This is a genomic window from Kitasatospora purpeofusca (assembly GCF_034043715.1).
Classification (GTDB): domain Bacteria; phylum Actinomycetota; class Actinomycetes; order Streptomycetales; family Streptomycetaceae; genus Kitasatospora; species Kitasatospora purpeofusca_A.
The window spans coordinates 1-25,024 of sequence record NZ_JAXCLC010000014.1 but is presented as its reverse complement, the minus strand read 5'-3'; the positions used below and the strand labels follow the sequence as shown (position 1 = coordinate 25,024).

The following is a 25,024-nucleotide window of genomic DNA, read 5'->3' as shown; positions in this document are numbered from 1 at the left end:
GCGGCACTCCCGCACTGTGACCGTGCCAATGCGGACGGTTGGTTCACATGCGCGTTACATGAGAGGAACAACCGGGAAACGGCGCCTTGCGACGCTACGCGGGCACCCACCACCCAGTTTGCGAGGTACACCGCCGTGGCAATCAAGGCCGAGTACATCTGGATCGACGGCACCAAGCCGACCGCCAAGCTCCGCTCCAAGACTCGTGTCCTGCCGAACGCGGACAAGATCCCCACCTGGGGCTTCGACGGTTCCTCGACCAACCAGGCCGAGGGTCACGCCTCGGACCGCGTGCTCGAGCCGGTCCGGGTCCTCAAGGACCCGATCCGCGGCGGCGACAACATCCTCGTCCTCTGCGAGGTCAACGAGACCGACGGCACCCCGCACGAGTCCAACACCCGTGCCCTGCTGCGCGGTGTCGCCGAGCAGTACGCGGCGCAGGAGTCGATCTTCGGCATCGAGCAGGAGTACACCTTCTTCAAGGGCTCCCGCCCGCTCGGCTTCCCCGAGGGCGGCTTCCCGGCCCCGCAGGGCGGCTACTACTGCGGTGTCGGCGCCGAGGAGGTCTTCGGCCGCGAGATCGTCGAGCTGCACCTGGACCGCTGCATCGACGCCGGCCTCGCCATCTGCGGCATCAACGCCGAGGTCATGCCCGGCCAGTGGGAGTTCCAGATCGGCCCGGTCGACGCCCTGACCGTCTCCGACGACATGTGGGTCGCCCGCTACCTGCTCTACCGCACCGCCGAGGAGTTCGGCATCGACGCCACCCTCGACGCGAAGCCGGCCCGCGGCGACTGGAACGGTGCGGGCGCGCACACCAACTTCTCCACCAAGGCGATGCGCGAGGGCTACGACGCGATCATCACCGCCTGCGAGTCGCTCGGCGCCTCCCAGGAGCTGGTCCTGGAGCACGTCACCCAGTACGGCGCCGACATCGAGTCCCGCCTGACCGGTAAGCACGAGACCGCCCCGTGGAACGTCTACTCCTACGGCGTCTCCGACCGCGGCGCCTCGGTCCGCATCCCGTGGCAGGTCGAGGTCGAGCAGAAGGGTTACATCGAGGACCGTCGCCCGAACGCCAACGTGGACCCCTACGTCGTCACCCGCCTGCTGATCAACACCTGCTGCGCCGCCCTGGAGAAGGCCGGCCAGGTCTGATCCACGGCGCTCCGCCGGTAGTCGCACGCACGCCCGCAGGGCCTCCCCACCGGATGGGGAGGCCCTGCGGGCGTTGCTCACCGCAAGGGTTCACGGCCGGGCTTCACCGCCGGGCCTCACTGCCGGGCCTCACTGCCGGGCTTCACCGCCGGGCCTCGGGTGCTTCGGGGCGGGCGGTGATGGCGATGCCGTTGGGGACGGCGCGTTCCTGCTGGTGGTCCAGGGCGTTGCGGACGCCGACGTGGCCGGTGTCCGTGGTGGTGGCGAGGGTGGATGATCCTCCGCCGTCCAGGTAGGAGCCTTCGTCGCTGCCCAGCGAGCGCAGGAGCCGGGCGAGTTCGCCGAGGGTGAGTCCGGTGGAGGCGTTGTTGCGGCCGTCGGTGGCCAGCAGGTGCAGGGTCCGTCCGCCGTCGGCGATGCCGGCGGCGGTGCGGGGCTCGGCGGTGACCTCGTCCAGGCCGGGCAGCGGCTCGCGGCCCTGGAGCAGCGGGTGGGCGCCCAGGGCGAAGGCGAACGGCGGGGTGTCGCCGGCGTCGAGGCGGTAGTCGACGTCGACGGGGGCCCCGGGGGTCAGCTCGCGCAGGTAGCGGGCGCCGGCTTCCCGGCCGAGCAGGACCGTGTCACCGGACGGGACGGCCCCGCTGCCGGGGGTGTCGGAGACGGCCACGACGTGGCCTTCGCGGACGGTGACCTCGTAGGTGTCCGTGGTGCAGGGGTCGGCCCGGCGCTCATCGCTGCCGCACGCCGCCCGGGCCCGCGACACCTGGCCCCACCGGGCGGTGAAGGCGCCGACCGAACCGACCGGGAGGGCGTACTGGTTGAGCCCGCCGAGCTCGCGCACTCCGTCGGGTGTGCGGATGCGGCCGTCCAGCGCCAGGCGGCCGGTGCGGGCCCTGCCGTCCAGCCCCACCCCCAGCACGTCCTCCACACTGCCACCGGCCGGCAGCTCCCAGCCGAAACGCTGCGCGGTCGGCACCGCCGCCTTCACCGCGAGCCCGTCCAGGACCACCGGCCCGCACGGGGCGCCGGTCGCCTGCACCCCGGGATGCTGCTCCTCGCTGATGTTGAAGAAGTCGCCGTTGACCGCCGCGACCGCGCCCGCGTCCTGGGCCATCCGGGACACCGGCAGCCGGGCGGCCACCGCGCCGGGGTGCAGCAGGCCGGCGGTGACCGCGGGGTGGTCCAGGTGGGCGGTGACCACGTGGACGCGGGTGGTGCCGCGGGGGGTGGCGAGGGTGAACGCCTGGTACTCCACTCCGGGTGCCACCTGCTCGTGAACGGTGTCCGAGCCGGCCGGGGCCGCGTGGACGGCTCGGGTGGCGTGGGCCGGCGGTGTTCCCAGGGCGAGGGTGATCAGGGCGAGGGCCGTGGCGGCACCGGCAACGGTTCTCATGGGGCCACGGTGTGCGCCACCGGTGGCGGTGGGGCGGTGCCGCGCCGGGCCGGGCGCGGGGGGCCACCCGCCCGGCCGTCGGGGGAGCCGGCTGCTCGCCCGGCAGCGCGATGATTTTCAAGGTCACCCTCCTTCGCCGAGGCGCCCGGCGGTGTCAGCCCCCGGCCGCTGTGGCGGGCTGCCGCCGTACGGCTCAGCAGCCGGAGTCTCTTTCGGTTGCTTTCGTGGAACGCGACCGGGCGGGGGCAGGGCACGGTCTTTGGGTGAACCTCCTTGATGTGCGGGCCTGTTGTGGCGTCGGGGGGCTGGACGGGCGCGGGGGCGGGCGTGCGTCCGCGCGCACTCTCCGGTGTACAGATGGGCTGATACCGGGCATCGCCCGCTACTTGTCGAGAGGACTGTCGTGAAGCGCATCGCTCCCGTCCGCACCACCGCCCTGGTCGCGGCCGCCGTACTGGCCGGCGCCGTGGCCTGGGCCGCCGTCCCGGCCACCGCCACCAGCCCCGCCGCGCACCGGGCGACCCCGGTCCCGGCCCTGATCCTCGACTACAACGAGGCCCCGGCCGGCAAGCCGTTCAGCGCCGGCCAGATCAAGACCACCGCGGGCGACAAGATCGGCACCGCCTACAGCCTCTGTGACCAGGACGCCATCGCGGCGCAGGCCAAGGAGGCGTTCTGCTCCACGTTCCTGCGGTTCGACGCAGACTCCTTCGCCGACCAGGTCAACTACACCGTCATGCTCCCGGTCACCGACCCGGTCGAGGGCGCCACCGCGCTCGGCCTGGTCACCGGCGGCACCGGCGTCTACGAAGGCATCACCGGCAACGCCAGGGTCGTCCCCCGCGCGGCCAACACCTACGACCTCAACTTCGACTAACCCACCACCGGGACCCTCGCCCGGTACGGCACTGCTTGCCGCACGCGTGGCGAGGGGCCCTGGTCCGGGCCGGGCGGCACAGGGGCAGCCGACCGCCCTGACGGGCGGAGCGGCGGCGTGGGTGGATCACCGGTGAGGGCAGGGACGGCCGGACGGGCCGTCCCTGGCGGGTACGGAAGCGGATGACGAGAGGGCTGCCACCCGAGCGGTCGCCGTCTCGTCGTCCGCTTCTCCGCAGTGGGAGGCGTCTTCGAGCCGGGGCCGAGCGGATCGGCCAGGAGCAACTGCCGCTGCGCCACCTCGGTTCCGAAGCGCGTCGGCGCACCCGGCGGCGTCGGCCCTCATCCGGGGCATGCCGTCCCGGCAGGGATGGACAGCGCGACGGTGTGACCGGCCGTGCGTTTCACCGTGGCGCCGGCGGCCCTTGGACACCGGTCCCGGGCCGGTCGACATCCGCGCCGGGATGCCCGCACGGGACGGCCACGCGCCCCTTCACGTATCGATTCAGGAGATTGCGCTGGGCTCCGGCGGGCCGGTCCCCGCAGCTGCGACGGCGCCGGTCGTGCGCATCCGCTCCCCGGGGACGCCTGGAGGGCGGAGAACGCCCGGAGGAAACCGGCGTGATGGAGCCGGTCGTTCTTCACCGTCCGCCGGCCGACGTAGCTCTCGCAGGGCAGGGGAGCGAGTAGGTGCCCGTCACGCCGGACAGATCCAGAAGCCCCGACCGGCTTGCTCCGGAACCGCTTTCACTACGGATCAGGGGGCGAGGAGGTCGCGGACAGTCGGGGCGAGGGCGGTGCCGGGGCGATGGGGACATCGCGGAGCCGGGCGAAGGCGGCGTGGTCGGTGGCCACCCTGGCGTAGCCGAGCCGGGTGCCGGAAGCACTGTCGCGGACACCGAAGTCGAGCCGGCCCGCGATGGCGGGGCCCTGCTTCTCGCGAGTGCGGCCGAGCGCCCGGTAGGCGTCCCTCGGAGAGCCACCGGTGGATCAGTGCGGCGTCGAGCCGCGCGGGGTCGGTGGAGATCTCGTAGGCGTCCGGCGGTTCCGTGGTCATGGCCGGATCCGGCGGCGGGCCGGTCAGTGGACGGGGACGGCGCCCTCCGGCCGGCTGTGCCAGTTGGTGACGATCGGCTTGTCCACGTTGGTCGGGCCGATCGGCAGGCTGACCGGGTCGGGGTCAGGGTCGTTGACGCCCACGATGACGTCGGTGAACTGGATCGCCTGGTTGTCCTTGGTGGTCTTGGTCATGACGCCCGCGTAGGCGGCGTCCGACCCGCTGAGCTTGATCGGCTGGGCGGCGGCCTGTTCGGCCTTGGCCGCCTCGATGCCGCCCGAGCCGAAGGCGATCACGGGGCGGCGCGCGGGCAGGGTGCAGGTGACGCCGGGCTTGGCCTTGGCGGTGATCAGGATGTAACCGCCCGCCTGGGACTCGGCCTTGGCGGTGAGGACGAGGTCCTTGGCGCCGCAGGAGCCGGCGGCCTGGGCGGGTGCGGAGGGCTTCCCGGTGCCGGGTGCGGTGGTGGGCGCGGTGGCGGGTGCGGAAGCCGGGGCGGGAGTGGAGGCCGGGGCCGCGGTGGCGGGTGCGGCGGCCGTCGTGGCCGGACCGGACGCGGCGGGGGCGGAGTCGCTGTTCTCCGGCCCGCACGCGGTGGCGGCGACGGCGAGGGCCGCGACGGCGACGGCGGTGAGAACGAGACGGCGCGGGCGCATGGCGGATCCCCCAGGATTGTGACCGCCGGTGTCGCTCACCGGCGCAGGACGACCGTACGCCGGGGTCGTTCACAGTCCGGTGCGGGAAATATCCCGATTCTGTTCCGGACCGCCCCGCGCTCTCCCGCCGCCGTAAAAAAGATGGTCAAGGCGGGCGGCGCGCGGGACCATTCGCGACATGACCACCCTCCCGCTGCTCCTCCTCGACGTCGACGGCCCGCTGAACCCGTTCGCCGCCCAGCCGCCGGAACAGCCCGCCGGATACGGCACCCACCACGTCCGCCCGGACTTCCTGCTGGCGCGCTTCCCCGGACGGCCGACCGGGGAGGTCGAGCCGATCCGGCTCTGGATCAACCCCGACCACGGCGCCCGCCTCCTCGACCTGCCGTTCGAGCTGGTCTGGGCGACGGCCTGGAAGGGCGAGGCCAACACCTGGATCGGCCCGCTGGTCGGGCTGCCCGAACTCCCCTTCATCGCCTGGCCGGAGATGTTCCACGAGGACCCGGACGGCCTGCACTGGAAGACCAGGGTCCTGGTCGAGTGGGCGGCCGGGCGCCCCTTCGTCTGGGTGGACGACGAGCTGGGCCCGCAGGACACCGAGTGGATAGCCGCCAACCACCCCGGCCCGGCGGCGACGTTCCGGATCCACCCCGGGCTCGGGCTGCGGGCCGAGGACTTCGACACGCTGCGGGAGTGGGCGCGGACCGAGCTGGGAGGCTGAGCGCGGTGCTGGTCGCCACGGTGGAGCGGCTGTGCCGGTACCCGGTGAAGTCGATGCTCGGCGAGGACCTCCGCGAGGCGGAGGTGTCGGAGCGGGGCATCACCGGCGACCGGGGGTGGGCGCTGCTGGACGCCGGCACCGGACGGGTGGTGAGCGCCAAGCACCCGCGGTTGTGGGCGGGCATGCTCGGGTTCACCGCGGTCACCGGGCCGGTCACCGGGCCGGGCGCCCGGCCGGCCGTCCTCGGTCCGGACGGCGGGCTCGTCGGCGAGGGCGGGCTCTCCGAGCGGCTGGGCCGCAAGGTCCGGCTGGTGGACGTGCCGCCGCCGGGCGCGAGCGTCGAACGGTCCGTCCCGGAGGAGGTCCTGGCGCGCGGTGTGCGCGCCGAGGTCGGCTTCACCGTCAGCGAGTTGGGACGCGGAGCGCCGTCCGGCACCTTCTTCGACTTCGCGCCGCTCCACCTGCTCACCACGGCCGCCCTCGCCGCCGCCGACGCGCCCGCGGCGGCGGCCGGGCGGTACCGCCCCAACCTGGTGCTGCGGACTCCCGGCGGTGTCTCCGGCTTCGTCGAGAACGGCTGGGTGGAGGGGGAGTTGGCGGTCGGGCCGGAGCTGCGCCTGCACGTCCTGGCCGCGACGCCGCGCTGCGCCGTCCCCACTCTCGCGCACGGGCCGGGGCTGCCGCGCTCGGCGGCGGCGCTGCGGGTGCTCGCGGAGCGCAACCGGGTGGTGCCGCTGCCGGGCATGGCGGCGCTGCCCTGTCTGGGGGTGTACGCCCGGGTGCTGCGGCCGGGGCGGGTGCGGGTCGGGGACCGGGTCGGGCCGGTGTCCTGAGGGTCTTCCGGAGGTCTTCCGGAGAAGGCGGAACCGGTTGCCGCTCCAGGAGGTCCCATGAGTACCAGAACCGAGTCCGGGGAGGCGACCGGCATGGGCGGCGGGCACCGGCAGTTCGAGGGCAGGGCGGGCGAGGGCACGGCAGGCGAGGGCGCGGACGGGAGTACGGACGGGAGCGCGGGCGGACGGGCGGCGCGGTGGGCGCGCTGGGCGGTGGTCGGGATGGCCGGGGCGACCCTGGCGGTGGTGCTCCTGACCTCGGGGGACGGCGGGTCGGGCGGGCGCTCGGCGCCGATCACGGTGACGGTGACGACGCCCTCGGGCACGCCGACGCTCACCCTCCCGGGCGCGGGCCCGGGCCCGGGCGCGACGTCCGCCGCGCTCGGCCGCCCCGTAACCCCCTAACCCCCCTAACCCAGGGCCTCGGTGAGAGTGGCGAGGAACGCGTCCGTGGTGCCCTCGTCCCGGACGGCGATGCGGAGCCAGTCCGGGCCGAGGCCGGGGAAGGTGTCGCCCCGGCGGACGGCGAAGCCGCGTTCGCGCAGCCGGTCGCGCACCCCGTCCGCGCCGGGCAGCTCGACCAGCACGAACGACGCCGCCGGCTCGCCGTGCACCCGGACGTCGGGGAGGGCGGCCAGGCCCTTCAACAGGTGGTCGCGCCGGAGTCCGAGCTCGTGGGCGGCCTGCTCGGCCTCGTCGAGCGCGGCCGGGGCCGAGCAGGCTTCGGCCGCGACCAGGGCCGGGGTGGAGACCGGCCAGAGCGGCTGGGCGGCGGCGAGTCCGGCGATCAGCGGGGCCGGGCCGAGCACATAGCCGATCCGCAGCCCGGCCAGGCCCCAGGTCTTGGTGAGGCTGCGCAGGACCACCACCCGGCCCGGCAGGTCCCGTGCGGCGGCCAGGGATTCGCTCTCCCCGGGCACGGTGTCCATGAACGCCTCGTCGACCACCAGGGTGCGGCCGGGCCGGGCCAGGGCGGCGACGGCGGCGGCCGGGTGGAGGACGGAGGTGGGGTTGGTGGGGTTGCCGAGCACGACCAGGTCGGACTCCTCCGGGACGGCGCCGGCGGTCAGCCGGAAGCCCTCGGCGGGGGAGAGCAGGGCGCGGTGCACCGGGTGTCCGGCGTCCCGCAGGGCGGCCTCGGGCTCGGTGAACTGGGGGTGCACCACGGTGATGTGACGCGGCGTCAGGACGCGCGCGAGCAGCACGAACGCCTCGGCGGCGCCGGAGGTGAGCAGTACCTCGTCGACCGGGCGGCCGTGCCGGGCGGCGACGGCGGCGCGGGCGGCGGTGCCGTCGGGGTATGCGGCGAGCTCGGCGAGGGTGGCGGCGAGGCGGGCGCGCAGCCAGGCCGGGGGCGTGCCGGTGCGGACGTTGACGGCGAGGTCGACCAGGTCGGCGCCGTCGGCGCGGACCTCGGCGTCCCCGTGGTGGCGCAGGTCCGGTTCGTGCGCCTCGGGTCCGGCGGGGGAGTGGGGGGTCACGGGTGCTCTCCTGCGTTCCGGTGGTGGGGGGTGCGGGCGACGGCGGCGGTCGCGGACGCGGTCTTCCGTTTGGGGACGAGGAGTTCGCCGCCGCCCGTCGCCGCCAGCGCCGCCGCCTCGGCCACGCTGACCGTCCCCACCGCCTCGCCGACGGTGCCGGACGGGTTCGGCACCGGGACGGCGGCCAGTGCCTCGGCCGGGTACTCGACCACGGGGACGCCGAGTGCCGACGCGGCGGCCCGGACGGCGGGGTGGCCGCCCTTGCCGGTGAGGGTCGCGAGCGCGCGGACGGCGTCGGCGGGGAGTCCGGCTCCGGCGAGGGTCCGCCGGATCAGCTCCAGCAGCTCCGTCTCCGCGGTGGTCGCGCGCACGCCCACGCCGACGACGAGAGCCCCGGCCCCGGGGAGCCCGCCGTCGGTGAGCCCGGCACCGATGAGCCCGGCGTCGGTGGGCCCGCCGCCTGCGAGCCCCGCCCCGCCGTCCGGGGCGCGCACCGCGCCGCGCACGCCCCGCGCGTCCTGCGGAGCCCGCGCCCCCGGAGTGCTTCCAGCGCCCCGGTCACCACTCCCGCCCCGATCGTCGGGGTGGCCCGGCCCGTCCCGGTCCGGATTCCTCACGCCGTACTCACCGTCCGCTCACGTCCCGCTCCTCCACGTCACCCGCCCGACACCTGCCCGAGGTCCGGACGCCGGCCGGGCCGGGCCGGCGTCCGCCGACAACCACCGCGGCGGCCGAAATCCGCCTCCCGCCGATCGGGCGGAAGGCCGCAGGTCAGGGCGAAGACCCGGCCTCGGGGGGCCGCCGGAAATCCCACCACGCCCGCGACGGACGGGTCAATCGAGCCGATTGTGACGTTCCCGGCCGCCGCCGGGCGGCGAAGCTCGGCCACCGATCCCTGTTCGCCAGTTCTTCACCTCTCCGCCGGGGCCCCCGCCACCGCGCCGCTCCTACTGTTTGCGGCGCTCGGAAACCGCCGGTGCCCCGACCGGCGGCCCTCTCCCACCCGGCAGTACCCGGCGGCCGGGAAAGCCTGCCCTGCCCGCCGCCGGTCCCGACACACGGAGGACACCATGCCCGAAACTCCGGACACTGTTGACATGAGCGCCACCACCCCGAACGCCGGGGGCGCCGCCCCGAGCCGCCCCCGCCGCCGCCGGCTGACCGCCTCGGCCGCCGGCCTCGGCCTCGTCGCCGGCTCGCTCGGCCTCTGGGCCGCCACCGGCAGCACCGCCCAGGCCGCCGCCCTGCCGGCGCCCGACCACGTGGTCGTCGTCGTCCTGGAGAACCACGCCTACACCCAGGTCATCGGCAGCTCCAGCGCGCCGTACATCAACAACACCCTCGCCGCCGGCGGCGCCACCCTCACCCAGTCGTTCGGGCTCACCCACCCCAGCGAGCCCAACTACTACCAGCTGTTCTCCGGCTCCAACCAGGGCCGCACCGACGACAGCTGCGTCTCCGTCGGCTCGATCAACAAGCCGAACCTCGCCTCCGAGCTGATCGCCGCCGGCAAGACCTGGGGCAGCTACAACGAGGGCCTGCCGAGCCAGGGCTCGACCACCTGTTCCAGCGGCAAGTACGCGCAGAAGCACAACCCGTGGTTCGGCTTCTCCAACGTGCCGACCAACACCGCGTACACCATGACGCAGTTCCCGACGAACTTCGCGACCCTGCCGAAGGTCTCCTTCGTCGTCCCGGACCTGTGCAACGACATGCACGACTGCTCGGTCGGCACCGGTGACACCTGGATCAAGAACAAGCTCGGCGCCTACGCCACCTGGGCCAAGGCCAACAACAGCATCCTCGTCGTCACCTTCGACGAGGACAACCGCCTCGCCGGCAACCGCATCCCCACCGTGCTCTACGGCGCCCACGTCACCCCGGGCTCCACCACCGCCACCACCTACAACCACTACAACGTGCTGCGCACCCTGGAGGACCTCGCGGGCCTGACCAGCCACGCGGGCAACGCCGCCACCGCCGCCACCATCACCGGCATCTGGAACTGACGCCCGTGTACGTCGCGGACTCCCGCAGCTCCAAGGCCCCCGTCGCCCCGGCCGAAACCCGGCCGGGGCGGCGGGAGGCCGCCGACGGATCCCGCACCGGCGACGGATCCCGCACCGTCGCCCGGGCGGCCGTCCCCGGCACCGTGGTGGCCCTGGGCGTGGTCAGCCTGGTCACCGACATCTCGTCCGAGATGGTCAGCGCCGTCCTGCCGCTCTACCTGCTCACCGGCCTCGGCCTGTCCCCGCTCGGCTTCGGCCTGCTCGACGGCATCCAGAACGGCTTCAGCGCCGTCGTCCGCCTGCTCGGCGGCCACCTCGCCGACCGCCGGGGGCGCGACGGGGCGTCCCGGCACAAGGCCGTCGCCGCCGTCGGCTACGGACTGTCCGCGCTCTGCAAGCCGCTGCTGCTGCTCGTCCACACCGTGCCGCTGATCGGCGCCGTGCTCGCCGCCGACCGCACCGGCAAGGGCCTGCGCACCGCCCCGCGGGACGCGATGATCTCGCTCGCCACCGAACCCGCCCACCGCGGCCGGGCGTTCGGCGTCCACCGGGCGATGGACACGGCGGGCGCGCTGCTCGGTCCGCTCACCGCCTTCCTCGTCCTGCGGCTGGCCGGCGGCCCGGTGCTCGCCGACGGCGGCCAGCAGCAGGGCTACCACGCGGTGTTCGCGGTCAGCGCGTGCGTCGCGGTGCTCGGCGTCCTCGTCCTGCTGCTGTTCGTGCCGAACCGGCTCGACGACGCCGAACCGTCCGACACCCGCCCCCGGCTGCGGGACGGGCTCGCGCTGCTGCGCATCCCCGGCCTGCGCCGGCTCACCGTGTGCGCGGTGCTGCTCGGCCTCACCACCGTCAGCGACTCCTTCCTCTACCTGCTGGTGCAGCGCCGGCTCGGCCTCTCCGTCGAGTACTTCCCGCTGCTGCCGCTCGGCACCGCGGGCGCCTTCCTGCTGCTCGCCGTGCCGCTGGGCGCGCTCGCCGACCGGATCGGCCGCCGCCGGCTGTTCCTGGCCGGGCACGGCGTCCTGCTGCTCGCCTACGGACTGCTGCTGTCGCCGCTGGACGGCCCGGCCGTGGTGGTCTGCGTCCTGCTGCTGCACGGCTCCTTCTACGCCGCCACGGACGGCGTGCTCGCCGCCGCGGCGGCCGACACCGTCCCCGCCGAGCGGCGCGGCGCCGGCCTCGCCCTGGTCGGCACCGGGCAGGCGCTGGCCCGCTTCGCCTGCTCGCTGGCGTTCGGCGCGCTGTGGAGCGCGGTCGGCGGCACCACCGCGCTGACCTGGTCGGCGCTGGCGCTGGCCGGCTGCGTCACCGGGGCGGCGTTCGTCCTGCGCGAGCCCGCCGCCGCTGCCGGTGGGCCCGCTGCCGCTCCGGGCGACCCCGCCGCCGCTTCCACGACCGACGACTCCGAGGTGCCCTCGTGACCACCGCCACCCTCCCGAACCGCACCCGGGTGCTGATCCTGCTGGTCGCCGTCGTCCTGCTCGGCGCGGTCGGCACCGGAGCCGTCCTGTGGGCCTCGGACCGCTCCGCCGAACGCGACCGCACCCAGGCCGGCGGCCCGGTCGTCACCCGGGGCGAGGTCACCCTCGAGGGCCGGGCCGAACGGCAGCTCGTCTTCCGCAACATGGCCTGGGGCCCGCACCGCGACGAGGTCGTCACCGTCCCCGCCGGGCACCCCGACGGCCCGCGCACCTCCTCCGGCGTCCAGTGCCTGCGCTTCTACGCCGCCGCCGGCACCGGCATCTGCCTGCGGGCCGACCGGGGCCCCCTCCAGGACACCTACCGGGCCGTCGTCCTCGACGACCACCTGCGCGAACTGCGCACCTTCCCGGCCGCCGGCATCCCCACCCGGTCCCGGGTCTCGCCCTCCGGCCACCTCGCCGCCTGGACCGTCTTCGTCAGCGGCGACTCCTACGCGGGCACCGACTTCTCCACCCGCACCTCGATCGTCGACGTCCGCGACTGGAACCTCCGGGAGAACCTGGAGGAGTTCGACGTGGTCAAGGACGGCAAGCCGTACCGGGCGCCGGACGTCAACATCTGGGGCGTGACCTTCGCCGACGACAACGCCTTCTACGCCACCGCCGCCACCGGCGGCCAGACCTACCTGGTCCGCGGCGATCTCGCCGCCCGCACCCTCACCACCCTGCACCAGAACGTCGAGTGTCCGTCGCTCTCCCCGGACGGCACCCGGATCGCCTACAAGAAGCGCGTCCCCGGCGCCTCCGAGGACGCCCCCTGGCGGCTGTACGTCCTGGACCTCGCCACCATGGCCGAGACCGCCACCGCCGAGCAGCGCAGCATCGACGACCAGGCCGTCTGGTCCGACGACCGCACCCTGCTCTACGCCATGCCCGGCGACTTCGGCGCCGACCTGTGGACCGTCCCCGCCGACGGCGGCGGCGCGCCCGGGCGGCTGCTGGAGGCCGCCGTGGCCCCCGCCTACCTGGGGTGAGCGCGGGCTGATCGGGGTGGTTGGTCCCATTCCGAACCCGGAGCGTAGGGTCCAGGACGAGCATGACGAGTGGCCGTGCCCCCTACCGGGCCGCCATGACGACGGACCGGGGGGAGCGCGAACAGTGAGGCAACGAGGGCCCGACGGCGGATCGCCGCCCGAGCGTGCGACCAGCGACTCCTGGCCGGCGCTGCACGGCCGGCCGGTGCTGCGCCGTACCGTCGCGATCGGTCTGGTGGTCTTCGTGTCGGTGCTGGCGGCCCTCGCCGTCCGGGGCGTCAACGCGCTCACCGTCGGCCGGGGAGCCATCGAGACCGACCGCGACCGCGCCGAACTGCTGGCCGGGCTGCACCCCTCCCAGCATCCGGGCGCGGGCCGCTACTACGTCCCGGTCGGCGCCGTCTACACGCGCGGGGCGGACGGCCTGCCCGTCGCCTACCTGCACTACCGGCTGGCGGGCGGGCGCGAGGTCGGCGTCGGCGACTTCCTGCGCACCTACGACCTGCCGGCCCCCGGCGCCGTCGCCCCGCTGCCCGCCGACCTCACCGAGGCGCTGGGCGGCGACGAGCCGGACTCGGCCCCGGAGGTGGGCGCGCCGTACCCGGCGGCTTCGCCGTCGCCGTCGCCGTCGGTTTCCCCCTCTGTGTTGCCCTCCGCGCTGCCCGAGGAGGCGCCCTCCGCCTCGCCCTCCGCGCTGCCCGACGAGGCGCCCACCGCCTCGCCCTCCGCGCTGCCCGACGAGGCGCCCACCGGCGATCCGGCTCCCGACGCCGACCCGGCGGACACCGCCCAGCCCGTCACCGAGGCCGCCGACCCGGAACCCAGGGAGCACATCGCCCCCGCCGCCGACCCGAGCCTTAGCCCCACCCCGACCCCCGATGACACCGAGGACCCGGCCCCCGGCACCGACCCCACCCGCACCCGGGCCCGCCGCATCTACGTCGCCCCCGACCCCGCCGGCCTGCCGGGCGCCGCCGACATCTATGTCCGCGCCACCGGCTGACCGGCCGCAACTGCGGCTCGACGCCTTCGAGGCCATCGCCGCGACCGCCGCCCGCCACGACGTCGTCCTCGAGTTCGTCGGCGGCGAGCTGGGGGTCCGGCCCGCGCCCGACGGCGATTGCGGCCAGATCCTCGCGTGGCTCCAGCGGGCCTGCGCGCGGCAGCGGCCGGACCTCTGGCTCTTCGGTCGGCAGGGCCTTCACCTCCTCCCGTCGCACCGGGCCGGTGCCGCCCGCCCGGACGGAGCCCTCGCGCCCGCCAAGTACTTCGCCGGCCAGGGGGAGTGGGCCGACTCCCGGGGCGTGCTGCTGGTCGCGGAGGTCACCTCCTTCGACCGGCGGGCCGACGAGCGGGACCGGGTCAAGAAGCCCCGCGCGTACGCCGAGAGCGGCATCCCGCTCTACCTGCTGGTCGACCGGGACAACGACACCGTCTCCGTCCACAGCGAGCCGGTCAAGGGCCGCTACCGCGAGATCCGGAGCTACGACTACGGCGAGCGGGTCGAGCTGCCCGGTCTCGACGTCACTCTGGACACCGAGGAACTCAAGGACTACAGCCGCTGAACCAACCCGCCTGCCGGTGTTGTCGGTTGGCCGTGCTGTACTCCCGTCATGACGCTTGAGAGCAGCACGTCGCCGCCCGGCCGTTCCGTGGAGTGGGCGGCCACTCTGGCCCAGGCTTTCGGGGAGGTGCTCGGCCGGCCGCTGGCCGAGTACGGGAACGAGTACGGGGACGGGGGCGCCCGCTACGGCGCCTACTACGGCGGCAATTTCCTCGACGAGGCCGAACTCGACCACGACCCGGTGTGGGTCGGCCGGGCCGCGCTCGCGGGGGAGGAGACGGTCGGCCCCGGTCAGCTGCTGCTCACCCCGCCCGGTGATGCCGCCGAGACCGAGTTGGTGTTCGACGCCGGCCGGTCGCTGTTCTGGGTCGACCCGCGCGAACTGCCCGACACGCTCGCCGCGTTCGCCGCCGATCTCGCCGCCGCCGTCGCGGAGTCCGAGGGCGGCCAGTGGCGCGGCGCCCTGCTGGGCGCCGACCTGGGTCTGATAGCCGGGCGCCACGGCGTCGACCTCGCCTCGGCCGACCTGCCCCGGGAGTTGTGGACGCTCTGGCAGGCCCGGATCGCCTCCGGTGACACCCTGCTCGACGCCCTCTGCGCCGCCACCGGCCTGACCGCCGCCACCTCGCCCGAGCTGGTCCCGGCCGGTCTCGGCGGCTCCGCCTCTGCCGACGAAGTCGGGGAGGTGGCCCATGAGTTGGTGGCCGGTGTGGCCGACCCGGCCCTACGGGACTACCTGGCGGCCTTCTGCGAGGAGGAGTCCCACGACCTCGCCCTCGTCCGGTTCGCCCCGGCCGACGCGGACGGCGACCAGGACGACCACCAGGACGACCACGAGGACGACCAGGACGACGAGGACTACGACGAGGACTACGACGAGTCGCAGGGCGGCACCGTCGTCGTCCGCTGGGACGGCGCGGTCGACCAGTACGAGGTCACCGTCCGCCGCGTGATCGCCTGACCACCCGACCGCCCGGCGGTCCGCCCCGGGCCCTCCCACGCGGGAGGGCCCGACTCCCGGGGGACAAACCCAGGAGATAAAGTCGCGGGGCGAACCGATCAGCGGTGCGCGCGGAACCGAAGGAGCAGACCGTGGGCGAGGCCGTCTCCCCCGAGACCGGTGCCGACACCGTGGACCCCCGCCGGGGCGCGGAGCTCGCGGCGCGCTGGTGGAAGTGGGCACTGTCGGCCCCGGCGGAGCGCAGCCCGGTCGGTGACACCACCGGCGAGTTCGCCGGGTGGCGGCAGCCCTCGGACGTCTGGTTCCTGGCCGGCACCTACGGCGGCCGGGTGGTGCGCCGCTGCCCCATCCCCGCCGGGAAGCCGGTGTTCTTCCCGGTCTTCAACACCCAGCGCTTCGCCCTCGGCCTCTCCTCCGCGCCGTGGCGGGTCGAGACCTCCAGGGCCGATGCGACGCTGAACGGGGTCCCGCTGCGGGTGCAGGAGTTCGCGTCCAGGCGCTTCCTGGCGATGGGCATTCCGCGCGTCGCCTGGGGCCAGTGGTGCGCCCTGGATCCGCTGGCGCCCGGTCAGTACGTGCTCTCCGTCAAGGCGAGGGCCGGCGAGTTCTGGGTCGACACCACCTACCACCTGGACGCCGTCGAGTACTGACGGAGGGAGACGTCGGCCGGTCCGACTTCCCCTCACGTTGCTCGCCCGGTTCAGACGGCGGCCAGCAGGTCGCGCAGCGGAGCAGGCTCCTGCCCGGGGGCCAGGGCCTGCACCAGCAGATGCCCGTAGCGGATCTTGCGGCCCTTCTTGGTGCCGAGGAAGCGCCGCAGCTGCCCCTCGGCCGGGCGGCCCTGGTGGGCGGGCTGGCGGACGAAGGTCTGCCAGGCCGGGAGGTCGCCCTCGGCCCGGACGATCTCCACGACCCGGGCCACACCCAGGGCGCGGATCAACTCCTCCTCCAGGTCCGCCACACACACGAAGAAGCCGTCGCGCGGTGCTCCCGCCCGGTCGAGCCCGCGCTCGTAGAAGCCCTGCTCGTTCGCGTCGCACAGCCCGGTGAGGCGCAGCCCCAGCCCGGGCGGCCCGAGCAGTTCGGCGTAGCGCGCGACGTTCATCGCCCCGCCCATGGAGACGACGCACACCCCGTCACCAGCCAGGTCCCGGCCGTGCCGCGCCGCCAGCGCCCCGACGGCGGCGAGGTCGCTCGGCCCCTCCACCAGGACCGCCGTCCGCGCCCCCACCCGCTCGGCCCGTTCCCGCGCGGGCCCACCGGGTCCGCCCGCCGCCCAAGCCGTGATCGCGTCCTGGAACGCTGCCATGTCCGCCATGCTGCGCATTCTGCTCCGCCGGGCCGTGCGGGGCCCACCCTTTTCGCCGCGTCGGCCGCCTCCGTGGCGCATCCGGGACCTCATGGAATCGGTGCGGTCCGCCCGGATGCTCCCGGTCAGCATCGACCGCACCGGCTCGGGCAGCTGCTCGCCGTGCGCTCCGGTCCATCGGTCGGTCGCGCGCGGGCCGGCACCGGTCTGTGACGATCGGTGGCGTGATGGGACTGCTCGAGACGGGTAAGTCGTCGGCCAGCTAGCCTCGTTGGATACCAGGAGGGGGCGCCGGCATGTCGCAGAGGTGGAAGGTCGCACTGATCGTGGTGGCGGTGGCGGGGATCGTCTCCACTCCGTTGGTGTGGCTGTTGAACAGTCCCGGTACGGGTGAGATGACCGGGGCGTCGGTCCAGGCGGCCGTCGGTGTGCTGGCCTTGTGGTGGGCGGTGTTCCAGCAGCCCCCCGGTACGGGAGGACCGGAGGACAGGGCCGTCCGGACCGGGCCCGCCAGTCGCGGCGGTGTCAGCGGTATCAGGCGCCCCGGTGGCCGCGGTTCGGGTTCGGCCACTGCCGAGGACACCGGGGAGGCTACCTGCAATGGAACCTCCGGCATCGACTACACGGAGTAGGACCCACAGGCCGATGGCGAAGAGATGGCTGGTCCGCCTACGACGGGGAGCGAGCACGGAGCCCGAGCCGGCCGTAGCGGTGTCGGACACCGGCGACGCCCGGGCCGACGGTGGTGGTACGGCCGTAACCGGGTACCAGGGTCCGGCCCCGGGCACCGGCGCCGGAATCACGACTCCGGGCTCGGCGCGGGTCGTCGGTACCGGGTCGGCGACCGCGAACGCACCGGGGGCGATCGCGATCAGCGGAAACGCCCACCTGACCCTGCGGCAACGCGGACGGCAGGCGCCGGCATCCTGGCCTCACCAGGTCGGCACCATCCCCTCCCGCGCGCAGTCGTTCCAGCACCGTGCCGTGGCCGACCGGCTGAGCGAGGTGCTGTCCGGGGGAGGGACCGCGGTGTTGGGCCAGGTCCTGAGCGGGATGGGCGGAGTCGGCAAGACCCAGCTGGCCGCCGATCACGCTCGCACCGCCTGGCGCGACGGGAAACTGGACGTCCTGGTATGGGTCACTGCCGGAAGCCGCGCCGCTGCGGCGAGCGGGCTCGCCCAAGCCGGCATCGAGCTGTGCCGGGCCGATCCGAACGACGACACCGAACGAGCCTCCGCCGCGTTCCTGGCCTGGCTCGAACCCAAGCCGGGCCAGGCACCGGCGTGCCGGTGGCTGGTGGTGCTCGACGACGTCACCGATCCCGCCGACCTGCAGGGCCTGTGGCCACCGGCCAGCCCGTGGGGGCAGACCGTGGTCACCACCCGCAGCCGTGAAGCGGCCCTGGCGCGGCCCGGCAGCCGCGCGGTCGAAGTCGGCCTCTTCACCCCCGCGGAAGCCCTCGCCTACCTGGCCGATGCCCTGGCTGTCCACGGTCGAACCGAACCCGCCGAGCACCTCACGGCTCTCGCCCGCGATCTGGGTCACCTTCCACTGGCCTTGTCCCAGGCTGCCGCCTACATCGCGGACGCCGCCATCACCGCCGCCGACTACCTCGTCCTGCTCGCCGACCGCGCCACCACCCTCGCGGACGCGGCTCCGGACAGGCTGCCGGACGATCAGCACCACACGGTTGCCACCGCCCTGACCCTCTCCCTGGACCGCGCGGACGCCCTGCGCCCCGCAGGTCTGGCCCGGCCCATGCTCCACCTCGCCTCCTTCCTCGCCCCCCACGGCATTCCCCACAGCGTCATGACCAGCGGCCCGGTCCTCAGCTACCTCACCCAGTACCGCGCATCCGCCGCCGTCCCCTCCGGCGCCCCGGTCGGCGCCACGGCCTCGGTGCCGGCCGCCGAGGTGGAGGCCGTAGCCGTGCTCCGCGCGCTGCACCGGCTTCACCTCATCGACCACACTTCCCACACCCCTCACCAGGCAGTCCGGGTTCACCGGCTCACTCAGCACGCCGTCCGCGACACCCTCACCCCGGACCAGCACCGCACCCTCGCGCGTATCGCCGCCGACGCCCTGACCGCTGCGTGGCCCGAGATCGAGCGCGACACCGACCTCGCCGAAGCTCTGCGTGCCAACGCCACCGCCATCACCACCCTCGCCGAGGACAGTCTCTTTCGGCCCGATGCCCACGCGGTGCTGTTCCGTACCGGGCGAAGCCTCGGCGAAGCCGGCCAGGCCACCGCTTCCCGTGTTCACTTCCACCGACTGGCGGCCAGAACCCGGCACCACCTCGGCCCTGATCATCCCGACAGTCTGACCACTCGGCACGACCTTGCTCGTTGGCAGGGGGAGGCGGGGGATCCGAGCGGGGCGGCCACGGCCTTGACCGGTCTGTTGCCCGACCGTGTCCGGGTCCTGGGCCCTGATCATCCCGACAGTCTGACCACTCGGCACGACCTTGCTTGTTGGCGGGGGGAGGCGGGGGATCCGAGCGGGGCGGCCACGGCCTTGACCGGTCTGTTGCCCGACCGTGTCCGGGTCCTGGGCCCTGATCATCCCGGTACCCTGACCACTCGGCACGATCTCGCTCGTTGGCGGGGGGAGGCGGGGGATCCGAGCGGAGCGGCCACGGCCTACGCCGATCTGCTGAGCGACGTCGTGCGGGTCCTGGGCCCTGACCACCCCTACACCCTCGCCACCCGGCACGAGCATGCCTACTGGAGGGGAGAGGCAGGGGATGTAGTGGGTGCGGTCGCCGCTTTCGTCGGCCTGTTGCCCGACCGCATCCGAGTCCAGGGCCCCGACCACCCCGAAACCCTCGCTTCCCGTGCAAACCTCGCCGGCTGGCAAGGGAAGGTGGCGGATGCGGCGGGCGCCGCGTCCGCCACCGCTGACCTGCTGCCCGACATGGTGCGGGTCCTCGGACCGGAGCACCTCTACACTCTCGCCACCCGCGCGAGCCTCGCCACGCTGTGGGGGGAGGCGGGGGATGCGAAGGCGGCGGCGGCGGCTTTCGCGGGTCTGTTGCCCGACCGCCTCCGGGTCCTGGGCCCTGACCACCCCGACACCCTCAGAACCCGGCACAGCGTTGCCTATTGGCAGGGGGAGGCGGGGGATGCGGGGGCGGCGATCGCCGACTACACCGGCCTGTTGTCCGACCGTATCCGGATCCTGGGACCCGACCACCCCCACACCCTCACTACCCGGCACAACCTTGCCTACTGGCGGGGGGCGGCGGGGGATGTGAAGGCGGCGGTCGCCGACTACACCGGTCTGTTGTCCGACCGTGTCCGGGTGCTGGGCCCTGACCACCCCGACACCCTCACTACCCGGCACAACCTTGCCTACTGGCGGGGGGAGGCCGGCGACGCGGGGGCGGCGGCGGCTTTCGCGGGTCTGTTGCCCGACTGCCTCCGGGTCCTGGGCCCTGACCACCCCGACACCCTCAATACCCGGCACAGCGTTGCGTATTGGCGGGGGGAGGCGGGGGATGCGGGGGCGGCGGCGGTGGCTTTCGCGGGTCTGTTGTCCGACCGCCTCCGGGTCCTGGGCCCTGACCACCCCGACACCCTCAATACCCGGCACCACCTTGCCCACCGACGGGGGGAGGCGGGGGATGCCGGGGCGGCGGCGGCGGCTTTCGCGGGTCTGCTGCCCGACCGTATCCGGGTCCTGGGGCCCGACCACCCCCATACCCTCAGCACCCGGCACAACGTTGCCTACTGGCGGGGGGAGGCGGGGGACGCGAGGGCGGCGGTCGCCGGCTACAGCAGCCTGTTGCCCGACCGTATCCGGATCCTGGGACCCGACCACCCCCACACCCTCAGCACCCGGCACGAGCTTGCCCACTGGCGGGGGGCGGCGGGGGACGTGAAGGCGGCGGTCGCCGACTACACCGGCCTGTTGCCCGACCGTGTCCGGGTCCTGGGACCTGACCACCCCCACACCCGCTTGACTCGTGCGAACCTCGCTCATTGGAGTGCGCTGGTGACTCGCCGATCTTGGAAATCACGTCGCCGATGACAAGAGGCCGATCCAGCAGGGCGAATGGGGGAGGGGGCGTGGGAGTGGGAGTGGTTCGAGCCCGCCTCGGAGTAGGAAGTCGACCGGGTCGACTTCCTACTCCGAGGCGGGCTCCCGCGCCGCCCCGGCCGCCCGTTCCGCCGCCGTGATCATGCGGTGCATGACGGCCACTGGCACCGCAGGGTTGGCGGCGGCGGTCCCGGCGGTCCCGGCGGTGGCCGGGTCCCGGAGCAGGGCGACCGGCAGGGCCGGGTGGCGGAGTGCCGCCCACGGATCCTGCTGATGATCCATTTCCGCAGCGCGGTGCGCGCGGGAAGTCGGCGGCCCCGACTTCCCGCGCCAGGGGGAGGGCGGAGTCAGAAGCTGCTCTTTCCCGCGACGTCCAGGGCCGCCGCGAGGTGGCTGTAGTCGGGCAGGCTCGCACCGACGGCCTTCTCGTAGCGCAGGATGTCGGCGAGTCCGAGCTTCTCGCCGGTGGGGAGGGTCCGGTTCGACGTCCACAGGAGCAGCCGCAGTTCCTCGCTCTCGACGGCGAGGATCGGGGCGGAGGACTCCATCGGCACCCCGGTGCGCAGCCTCCAGTCGGCGACGTCGCCCCAGAAGTCGGTCAGGGTGTCCCAGCAGGTCGCACTTCGGGGGCCGAGCAGCGGGCGGATGTCCTCGGCGGAGCGGAATTCGTCGAGGCCGTGGGAGGCGAGGTTCTGGAGGTTCTCCAGGACGCCGACGGCGAACGGGTACCCGTTCTCGTCCGCCAGCATCTCCTCGACGACCGCCAGGACCTCGACGGTCGAGGGGTGGTCCCGGTGGGCGGCCCGGTAGGCGACCTGGCGGGCGAGCTGCAGGTCGTCGTCGGTGTCGGCCGGTGCGGCCGGGGGAGCGGTGGGGCGGCGGCGCCAGGGGAATCGCATGGTCGCCCTTTCGACGGGCATCGGTGGCGATCATGATCTCCCGTACCCGGGCACCGCGTGCACCGGGGCCCGCGTCCTGAACGGGTCCTGAACGGCGTCCCGCTCAGCGGAAGTCCGCCGCGTGGTCCACCGCCCACTCCCCGAAGGACCGGGCCGGGATTCCCGTGATCCGCTCCACCGCGTCATTGACGGGCTCCGGGTGGTCGAGCATGGCCGCCTGGGCCGGGAGGATGGCCGCCACCAGCTCCGCCGGGTAGCCCGCGGCCCTCATCCGCTCGGCGGCCTCGGCCGGTGCGATCTCCTCGAACCGCAGCGGCCGTCCGACCGCCTCGCCGATCAGTGCCACCTGCTGTTCCTGGGTGACCAGGTCAGGGCCGGTGAGCAGGGGGCGGGCGCCGAGCAGGGTGTCCGCCGTCAGTGCCTGAACGGCGACGGCGGCGATGTCGCCCTCGTGGATCAACGGGCGGGCCAGCTCCGCCAACGGCGCCCGGACCACGCCGGTCGAGCGGAGCTCGTCCGCCCAGCCCAGCGTGTTGCTCGCGAAGCCGGTGGGCCGCAGCGCCGTCCATTCGAGGCCCGACGTCTCGATCAGCCGCTCCAGTTCCGCGTGGAACGCGGTGATCGCGTCGCCGGGCTCCCCGTCCCCGTCCCCGTCCCCGTCCCCGACCCCGGCCGAGGACAGGTACACCACCCGTCGGGCGTGCTTCCCGATCACGTCGATCACGTCCGCGGCGCCCTCGGCATGCAGGAAGGGCCACACCAGGAACACCGCGTCGACGCCCTCCAGCGCCGCGCCCAGTGACGCGGGATCACCGAGATCGCCACGCACCGCCCGAACACCCTCCGGGAAGTCCGCCTCCCCCCTCACCAGTGCCCGCACGGGTACGCCCGCCGCGTGCAGTCGGGCCACCACCGAACCGCCGACCCGTCCGGTCGCGCCGGTCACCAGGATCGTGGGCTGTGTTGTCATCGGAGTCTCCTCGTCTCGCCGTTCGATGGCGAAACCCTCGTACATCAACCGAGGTTCAGGTCAAGCGGCGGCCGGGGCGGCCGGCGGAGGTCGCGGACCGCGTCCCCGGTCCGGTCAGGACATTCGACGCCGCCACCCCGCCTGCTGGCGGGCGAAGCGGTGGACGACCGGGGGCAGGTAGTCGGCGTGCGGGCCGGGCAGGCCCGGGAGGTCGGCGGGGGAGCGGACGAAGGCCAGCTCGACCAGTTCGCGTTCCGGGGGCGCGAGGGCGGTGAAGCACTCGCGCAGGGCCGGCTCGGGGAGGGGCGGGGCGAGGAAGAGCACACCGACGCTGCCGTACTGGCCCCGGGTGACGGCCCAGAGTTCCAACTCGGCGGGGGTGGTGGTGACTCCGGTCTCCTCGGCCAGCTCACGGACGGCGTTGCGGCGCAGCGCGGCGACGTCGAGGCGCTCGCCGTCGGGCGGGGGTTCGACGGAGCCGCCGGGGAACTGCCAGCGTCCGGGGGCGGCGGTGGTGGGGGACATCCGGCCGACGAGCAGGCGGCCGTCGTCGGTGGCCTGGAGGACGCTGACGGAGAGGGAGGCGGTGGGGGCGGTGGCGGAGGGGACGCGGCGCAGGGCGTAGTGGCGGTAGGTCACCCGGGACCAGGAGACGTGGAGTTCGCCGGGTCTGGGCCACGAGGTGTCGGCGCAGGCCACCGCGGGGCCGTCGAAGAGGGTGGGGTTGGCCAGGACCATGGTCGCCCAGACCTGGTCCCGGGCGTGCCGCTCCTCGGCGGTGAGGCGAGGAGCGGCGACCTCGGCGAGCCGGATCCGGCGCACGCCGAGGACCTCGGCGAGTGGCGGCGGTGGGGGAGTTGGGGCGGCTGCTTCGCGCATCCGCCCATCGAAGCAGCCGGGAGGGGTGCGGGTCAGCCGGACGCGGCGGGGGACGGGGAGGCCGGGTTTCAGAGAATGTCGAACTCGTCGTGCTTGACGGCGGCGACGAAGGCGCGCCAGGCGTCGGCGGGGAAGAGGAGGGCGGGGCCGGAGGGGTCCTGGGAGTGTCGGACGGGGACGAGGCCGGGGTGGTGGTCGGCGATCTCGACGCAGTCGCCGCCTTGGCCGCAGTGAGTGCTCTTACGCCACGACATGGTCCAGGAGTTCCCTTCGGTAGGCCTGAGATCCACGGTAGGGGAAGGAAAACTCGGGGGACAGAGGGCATTCGGGCGGGCTGTGCTGTTCCAAGGGGCGCGTACGGGGGGAGAACGGCGTGAGCCCCGACCGGTTCAGCGGTCGGGGCTCATCGATGGTTCAGAGTTCAGATGGTGCCGAACTCGCCGTCCTGGACGGCGGTGACGAAGGACTGCCAGGCGTCGGCGGGGAAGAGAAGAGATGCGTCTGGGTTCTTGGAGTCACGGACCGGGACGAGACCGGGGAAGTTGGAGGCAACCTCAACACACTCTCCGCCCTGGCCACTGTAGGAGCTCTTGAACCATTGAGCGCCGGCGGTGTCAATGTGCTGCATGGCTCTCAAATTCCTTCCGTACTGCTCTGATCAGCTCCAACGAGCCGGCTCGGGACAGGGCTTCGACCTGCAGCCGATCGTAGTCCCTGGCCCAGGATGACAGTATCTGGGCATCGCGTTCCATGAAGCCCGTCTTGTGACTCTCCGTATAGCCAACCATCCTGCCGTTCGGCATGGTCAGCAGATTCACCGGATGAACGAAGGGTCGGTCCTCGCCCAGACTCATCGGCGCTACCTGGAGAGTCACGTTCGGTTGTTGAGCCACCTCCTCCAAGTACTTCAACTGTCCGATCATGACAGCGTCGCCGCCGATTGGCCGTCGGAGGTTCCACTCGTCAAGTACCGCCTGGATGAAGGGTGGAGGAGCCCGCTTCAGAGCTTCTTGCCGGTTCAGCAGGAACTTCACGCGAGCATCAGCCTGCTGGCGAGTGGCTGCGCCTCTGCGGACTGACGCCAGCTCGTAGGCCGTGGCGTAGTCGGGCGTTTGCAGGAGGCCTGAGATCAGGCCCAGATGGAAGAGGCGGATGGTCACCGCCTTCGCCTCCTGGGCTACGTACTCCGGAAGCCCTTCCTTGAGTACTACATGCTCAAGCTGGTCGAGCATCAGCTCGATGGTGCCGCCGGTGTCCAATGCCTGGTCGACCTCCTGGGCGAGGCGTCGACTCGGTGGCTCGACTCCACGTTCAATTCGCGAGATGTAGGACGCGGAGAACCTGATCATCTCGCCCAGTTGGGGCTGAGTCAGGCTACGTGCCTTCCTTGACCTGCGAAGTTGAACGCCGATGGGCGCGAACGCAGATGACGTGGGGTCAAGCTTTCGCTCGTTCATGCTGACTCCAACTGAACCCATAGCAGACTCGCCATTTCCCCGGCTTCCGATCGTAGTCCCTCCGGCCTCACCATGGATACGGGTCGTAGCGATCCCAACGCACAGTGCAACCATTGGAGCCCCCATGCCCAGTCGCCCCCGCACGCCCGCCTACACCCCTGCCGTCGGTGAGGTCGTCCGTGACCTCGCGCACCTCGACACCTCCGGCAAGCCGCTCGAAGCCGTCTACATGGACACCCTCGCCGGGCTCGTCTACCTCCGCCACGAGGCCGGCGGCTGCGAGTGGACCACCAAACCCACCCACG

At 73.6% G+C, this 25,024-nt stretch carries 26 protein-coding genes and 1 pseudogene; 14 read left to right on the top strand and 13 right to left on the bottom strand.

Going from position 1 to position 25,024, the window contains the following annotated elements:
* The first annotated feature begins 135 nt into the window (after positions 1-135).
* On the top strand, positions 136-1,158 hold the full coding sequence (glnII, locus tag SM793_RS10155; protein WP_320437757.1) for a glutamine synthetase: 1,023 nt from the start codon (positions 136-138) through the stop codon (positions 1,156-1,158).
* A 142-nt stretch (positions 1,159-1,300) separates the two neighbouring features.
* On the opposite strand, the gene SM793_RS10150 is transcribed toward glnII, so the two are convergent.
* Complete coding sequence (locus tag SM793_RS10150; protein ID WP_320437756.1) at positions 1,301-2,551, bottom strand: phosphodiester glycosidase family protein; 1,251 nt, start codon at positions 2,549-2,551, stop codon at positions 1,301-1,303.
* A gap of 403 nt (positions 2,552-2,954) precedes the next feature.
* Between SM793_RS10150 and SM793_RS10145 the strand changes: the two genes are divergently transcribed.
* Entirely contained in the window at positions 2,955-3,428 is a 474-nt protein-coding gene (locus tag SM793_RS10145; RefSeq protein WP_320437755.1) for a hypothetical protein, read from the top strand.
* Positions 3,429-3,921: 493 nt separating this feature from the next.
* Here the strand turns inward: SM793_RS10145 and SM793_RS10140 are convergent.
* Together SM793_RS10140 and SM793_RS10130 are read right to left on the bottom strand one after the other, a co-directional pair.
* Positions 3,922-4,090 (bottom strand): annotated as a pseudogene (locus SM793_RS10140) (IS110 family transposase); the annotation flags it as partial.
* Between the two features lie 417 nt (positions 4,091-4,507).
* Positions 4,508-5,140: a hypothetical protein gene (locus SM793_RS10130; RefSeq protein ID WP_320437754.1), complete on the bottom strand. Its 633-nt coding sequence runs from the start codon at positions 5,138-5,140 to the stop codon at positions 4,508-4,510.
* A gap of 178 nt (positions 5,141-5,318) precedes the next feature.
* On the opposite strand from SM793_RS10130, the gene SM793_RS10125 reads away from it, so the two are divergent.
* The 3 genes from SM793_RS10125 to SM793_RS10115 are packed head-to-tail and all read left to right on the top strand — an operon-like array spanning position 5,319 to position 7,099.
* Positions 5,319-5,861: a hypothetical protein gene (locus tag SM793_RS10125; protein WP_320437753.1), complete on the top strand. Its 543-nt coding sequence runs from the start codon at positions 5,319-5,321 to the stop codon at positions 5,859-5,861.
* A 5-nt stretch (positions 5,862-5,866) separates the two neighbouring features.
* Positions 5,867-6,694: an MOSC N-terminal beta barrel domain-containing protein gene (locus tag SM793_RS10120; RefSeq protein WP_320437752.1), complete on the top strand. Its 828-nt coding sequence runs from the start codon at positions 5,867-5,869 to the stop codon at positions 6,692-6,694.
* Positions 6,695-6,751: 57 nt separating this feature from the next.
* Positions 6,752-7,099 carry a hypothetical protein gene (locus tag SM793_RS10115; protein ID WP_320437751.1) on the top strand — a complete coding sequence of 116 codons (348 nt, stop codon included), beginning with the start codon at positions 6,752-6,754 and terminating at the stop codon, positions 7,097-7,099.
* Positions 7,100-7,104: 5 nt separating this feature from the next.
* Here the strand turns inward: SM793_RS10115 and cobC are convergent, their stop codons facing one another.
* Positions 7,105-8,175 (bottom strand): Rv2231c family pyridoxal phosphate-dependent protein CobC, encoded by a 1,071-nt coding sequence (cobC, locus tag SM793_RS10110; protein WP_320437750.1) that lies wholly within the window; start codon positions 8,173-8,175, stop codon positions 7,105-7,107.
* Positions 8,172-8,681: a cobalamin biosynthesis protein gene (locus tag SM793_RS10105; RefSeq protein ID WP_320437749.1), complete on the bottom strand. Its 510-nt coding sequence runs from the start codon at positions 8,679-8,681 to the stop codon at positions 8,172-8,174. The genes cobC and SM793_RS10105 overlap by 4 nt, the downstream gene beginning before the upstream one ends.
* A 591-nt stretch (positions 8,682-9,272) precedes the next feature.
* On the opposite strand from SM793_RS10105, the gene SM793_RS10100 reads away from it, so the two are divergent.
* From SM793_RS10100 to SM793_RS10070, 7 genes are all read left to right on the top strand, one after another.
* Positions 9,273-10,184: an alkaline phosphatase family protein gene (locus SM793_RS10100; RefSeq protein ID WP_320437748.1), complete on the top strand. Its 912-nt coding sequence runs from the start codon at positions 9,273-9,275 to the stop codon at positions 10,182-10,184.
* 5 nt (positions 10,185-10,189) lie between these two features.
* Positions 10,190-11,605: an MFS transporter gene (locus SM793_RS10095; protein WP_320437747.1), complete on the top strand. Its 1,416-nt coding sequence runs from the start codon at positions 10,190-10,192 to the stop codon at positions 11,603-11,605.
* Positions 11,602-12,639 (top strand): TolB-like translocation protein, encoded by a 1,038-nt coding sequence (locus tag SM793_RS10090; protein ID WP_320437746.1) that lies wholly within the window; start codon positions 11,602-11,604, stop codon positions 12,637-12,639. The genes SM793_RS10095 and SM793_RS10090 overlap by 4 nt, the downstream gene beginning before the upstream one ends.
* A 124-nt stretch (positions 12,640-12,763) precedes the next feature.
* On the top strand, positions 12,764-13,642 hold the full coding sequence (locus tag SM793_RS10085; RefSeq protein ID WP_320437745.1) for a hypothetical protein: 879 nt from the start codon (positions 12,764-12,766) through the stop codon (positions 13,640-13,642).
* Entirely contained in the window at positions 13,623-14,204 is a 582-nt protein-coding gene (locus SM793_RS10080) for a Uma2 family endonuclease (RefSeq protein ID WP_320437744.1), read from the top strand. The genes SM793_RS10085 and SM793_RS10080 overlap by 20 nt, the downstream gene beginning before the upstream one ends.
* A gap of 48 nt (positions 14,205-14,252) precedes the next feature.
* On the top strand, positions 14,253-15,164 hold the full coding sequence (locus tag SM793_RS10075) for a hypothetical protein (RefSeq protein WP_320437743.1): 912 nt from the start codon (positions 14,253-14,255) through the stop codon (positions 15,162-15,164).
* Between the two features lie 131 nt (positions 15,165-15,295).
* Complete coding sequence (locus SM793_RS10070) at positions 15,296-15,814, top strand: hypothetical protein (RefSeq protein WP_320437742.1); 519 nt, start codon at positions 15,296-15,298, stop codon at positions 15,812-15,814.
* A gap of 50 nt (positions 15,815-15,864) precedes the next feature.
* On the opposite strand, the gene SM793_RS10065 is transcribed toward SM793_RS10070, so the two are convergent.
* Positions 15,865-16,482, bottom strand: a complete 618-nt coding sequence (locus SM793_RS10065; RefSeq protein WP_320437741.1) for an ATP-dependent endonuclease — start codon at positions 16,480-16,482, stop codon at positions 15,865-15,867.
* Positions 16,483-17,457: 975 nt separating this feature from the next.
* Here SM793_RS10065 and SM793_RS10060 point away from each other — a divergent pair.
* Positions 17,458-20,505: a tetratricopeptide repeat protein gene (locus SM793_RS10060; RefSeq protein ID WP_320437740.1), complete on the top strand. Its 3,048-nt coding sequence runs from the start codon at positions 17,458-17,460 to the stop codon at positions 20,503-20,505.
* A gap of 96 nt (positions 20,506-20,601) precedes the next feature.
* On the opposite strand, the gene SM793_RS10055 is transcribed toward SM793_RS10060, so the two are convergent.
* From SM793_RS10055 to SM793_RS10025, 7 genes are all read right to left on the bottom strand, one after another.
* Positions 20,602-20,796, bottom strand: a complete 195-nt coding sequence (locus SM793_RS10055; protein ID WP_320437739.1) for a hypothetical protein — start codon at positions 20,794-20,796, stop codon at positions 20,602-20,604.
* 65 nt (positions 20,797-20,861) lie between these two features.
* A complete protein-coding gene (locus tag SM793_RS10050) occupies positions 20,862-21,434 on the bottom strand; it encodes a hypothetical protein (protein ID WP_320437738.1) in 573 nt (190 codons plus the stop codon).
* An 82-nt stretch (positions 21,435-21,516) separates the two neighbouring features.
* Entirely contained in the window at positions 21,517-22,383 is an 867-nt protein-coding gene (locus SM793_RS10045) for an SDR family oxidoreductase (protein WP_320437737.1), read from the bottom strand.
* Positions 22,384-22,497: 114 nt separating this feature from the next.
* Positions 22,498-23,262, bottom strand: a complete 765-nt coding sequence (locus tag SM793_RS10040; RefSeq protein ID WP_320437736.1) for an NUDIX hydrolase — start codon at positions 23,260-23,262, stop codon at positions 22,498-22,500.
* 68 nt (positions 23,263-23,330) lie between these two features.
* Positions 23,331-23,516 carry a DUF397 domain-containing protein gene (locus SM793_RS10035; protein ID WP_320437735.1) on the bottom strand — a complete coding sequence of 62 codons (186 nt, stop codon included), beginning with the start codon at positions 23,514-23,516 and terminating at the stop codon, positions 23,331-23,333.
* 167 nt (positions 23,517-23,683) lie between these two features.
* Complete coding sequence (locus tag SM793_RS10030) at positions 23,684-23,890, bottom strand: DUF397 domain-containing protein (protein WP_320437734.1); 207 nt, start codon at positions 23,888-23,890, stop codon at positions 23,684-23,686.
* The gene (locus SM793_RS10025) at positions 23,877-24,719 is read right to left on the bottom strand and encodes a helix-turn-helix transcriptional regulator (RefSeq protein ID WP_320437733.1); all 843 of its coding nucleotides are present in this window, start codon (positions 24,717-24,719) and stop codon (positions 23,877-23,879) included. Before SM793_RS10025 ends, SM793_RS10030 begins: the two co-directional genes overlap by 14 nt.
* A gap of 124 nt (positions 24,720-24,843) precedes the next feature.
* On the opposite strand from SM793_RS10025, the gene SM793_RS10020 reads away from it, so the two are divergent.
* On the top strand, positions 24,844-25,024 hold a 181-nt coding region (locus SM793_RS10020), incomplete at its 3' end, for a hypothetical protein (protein WP_320437732.1).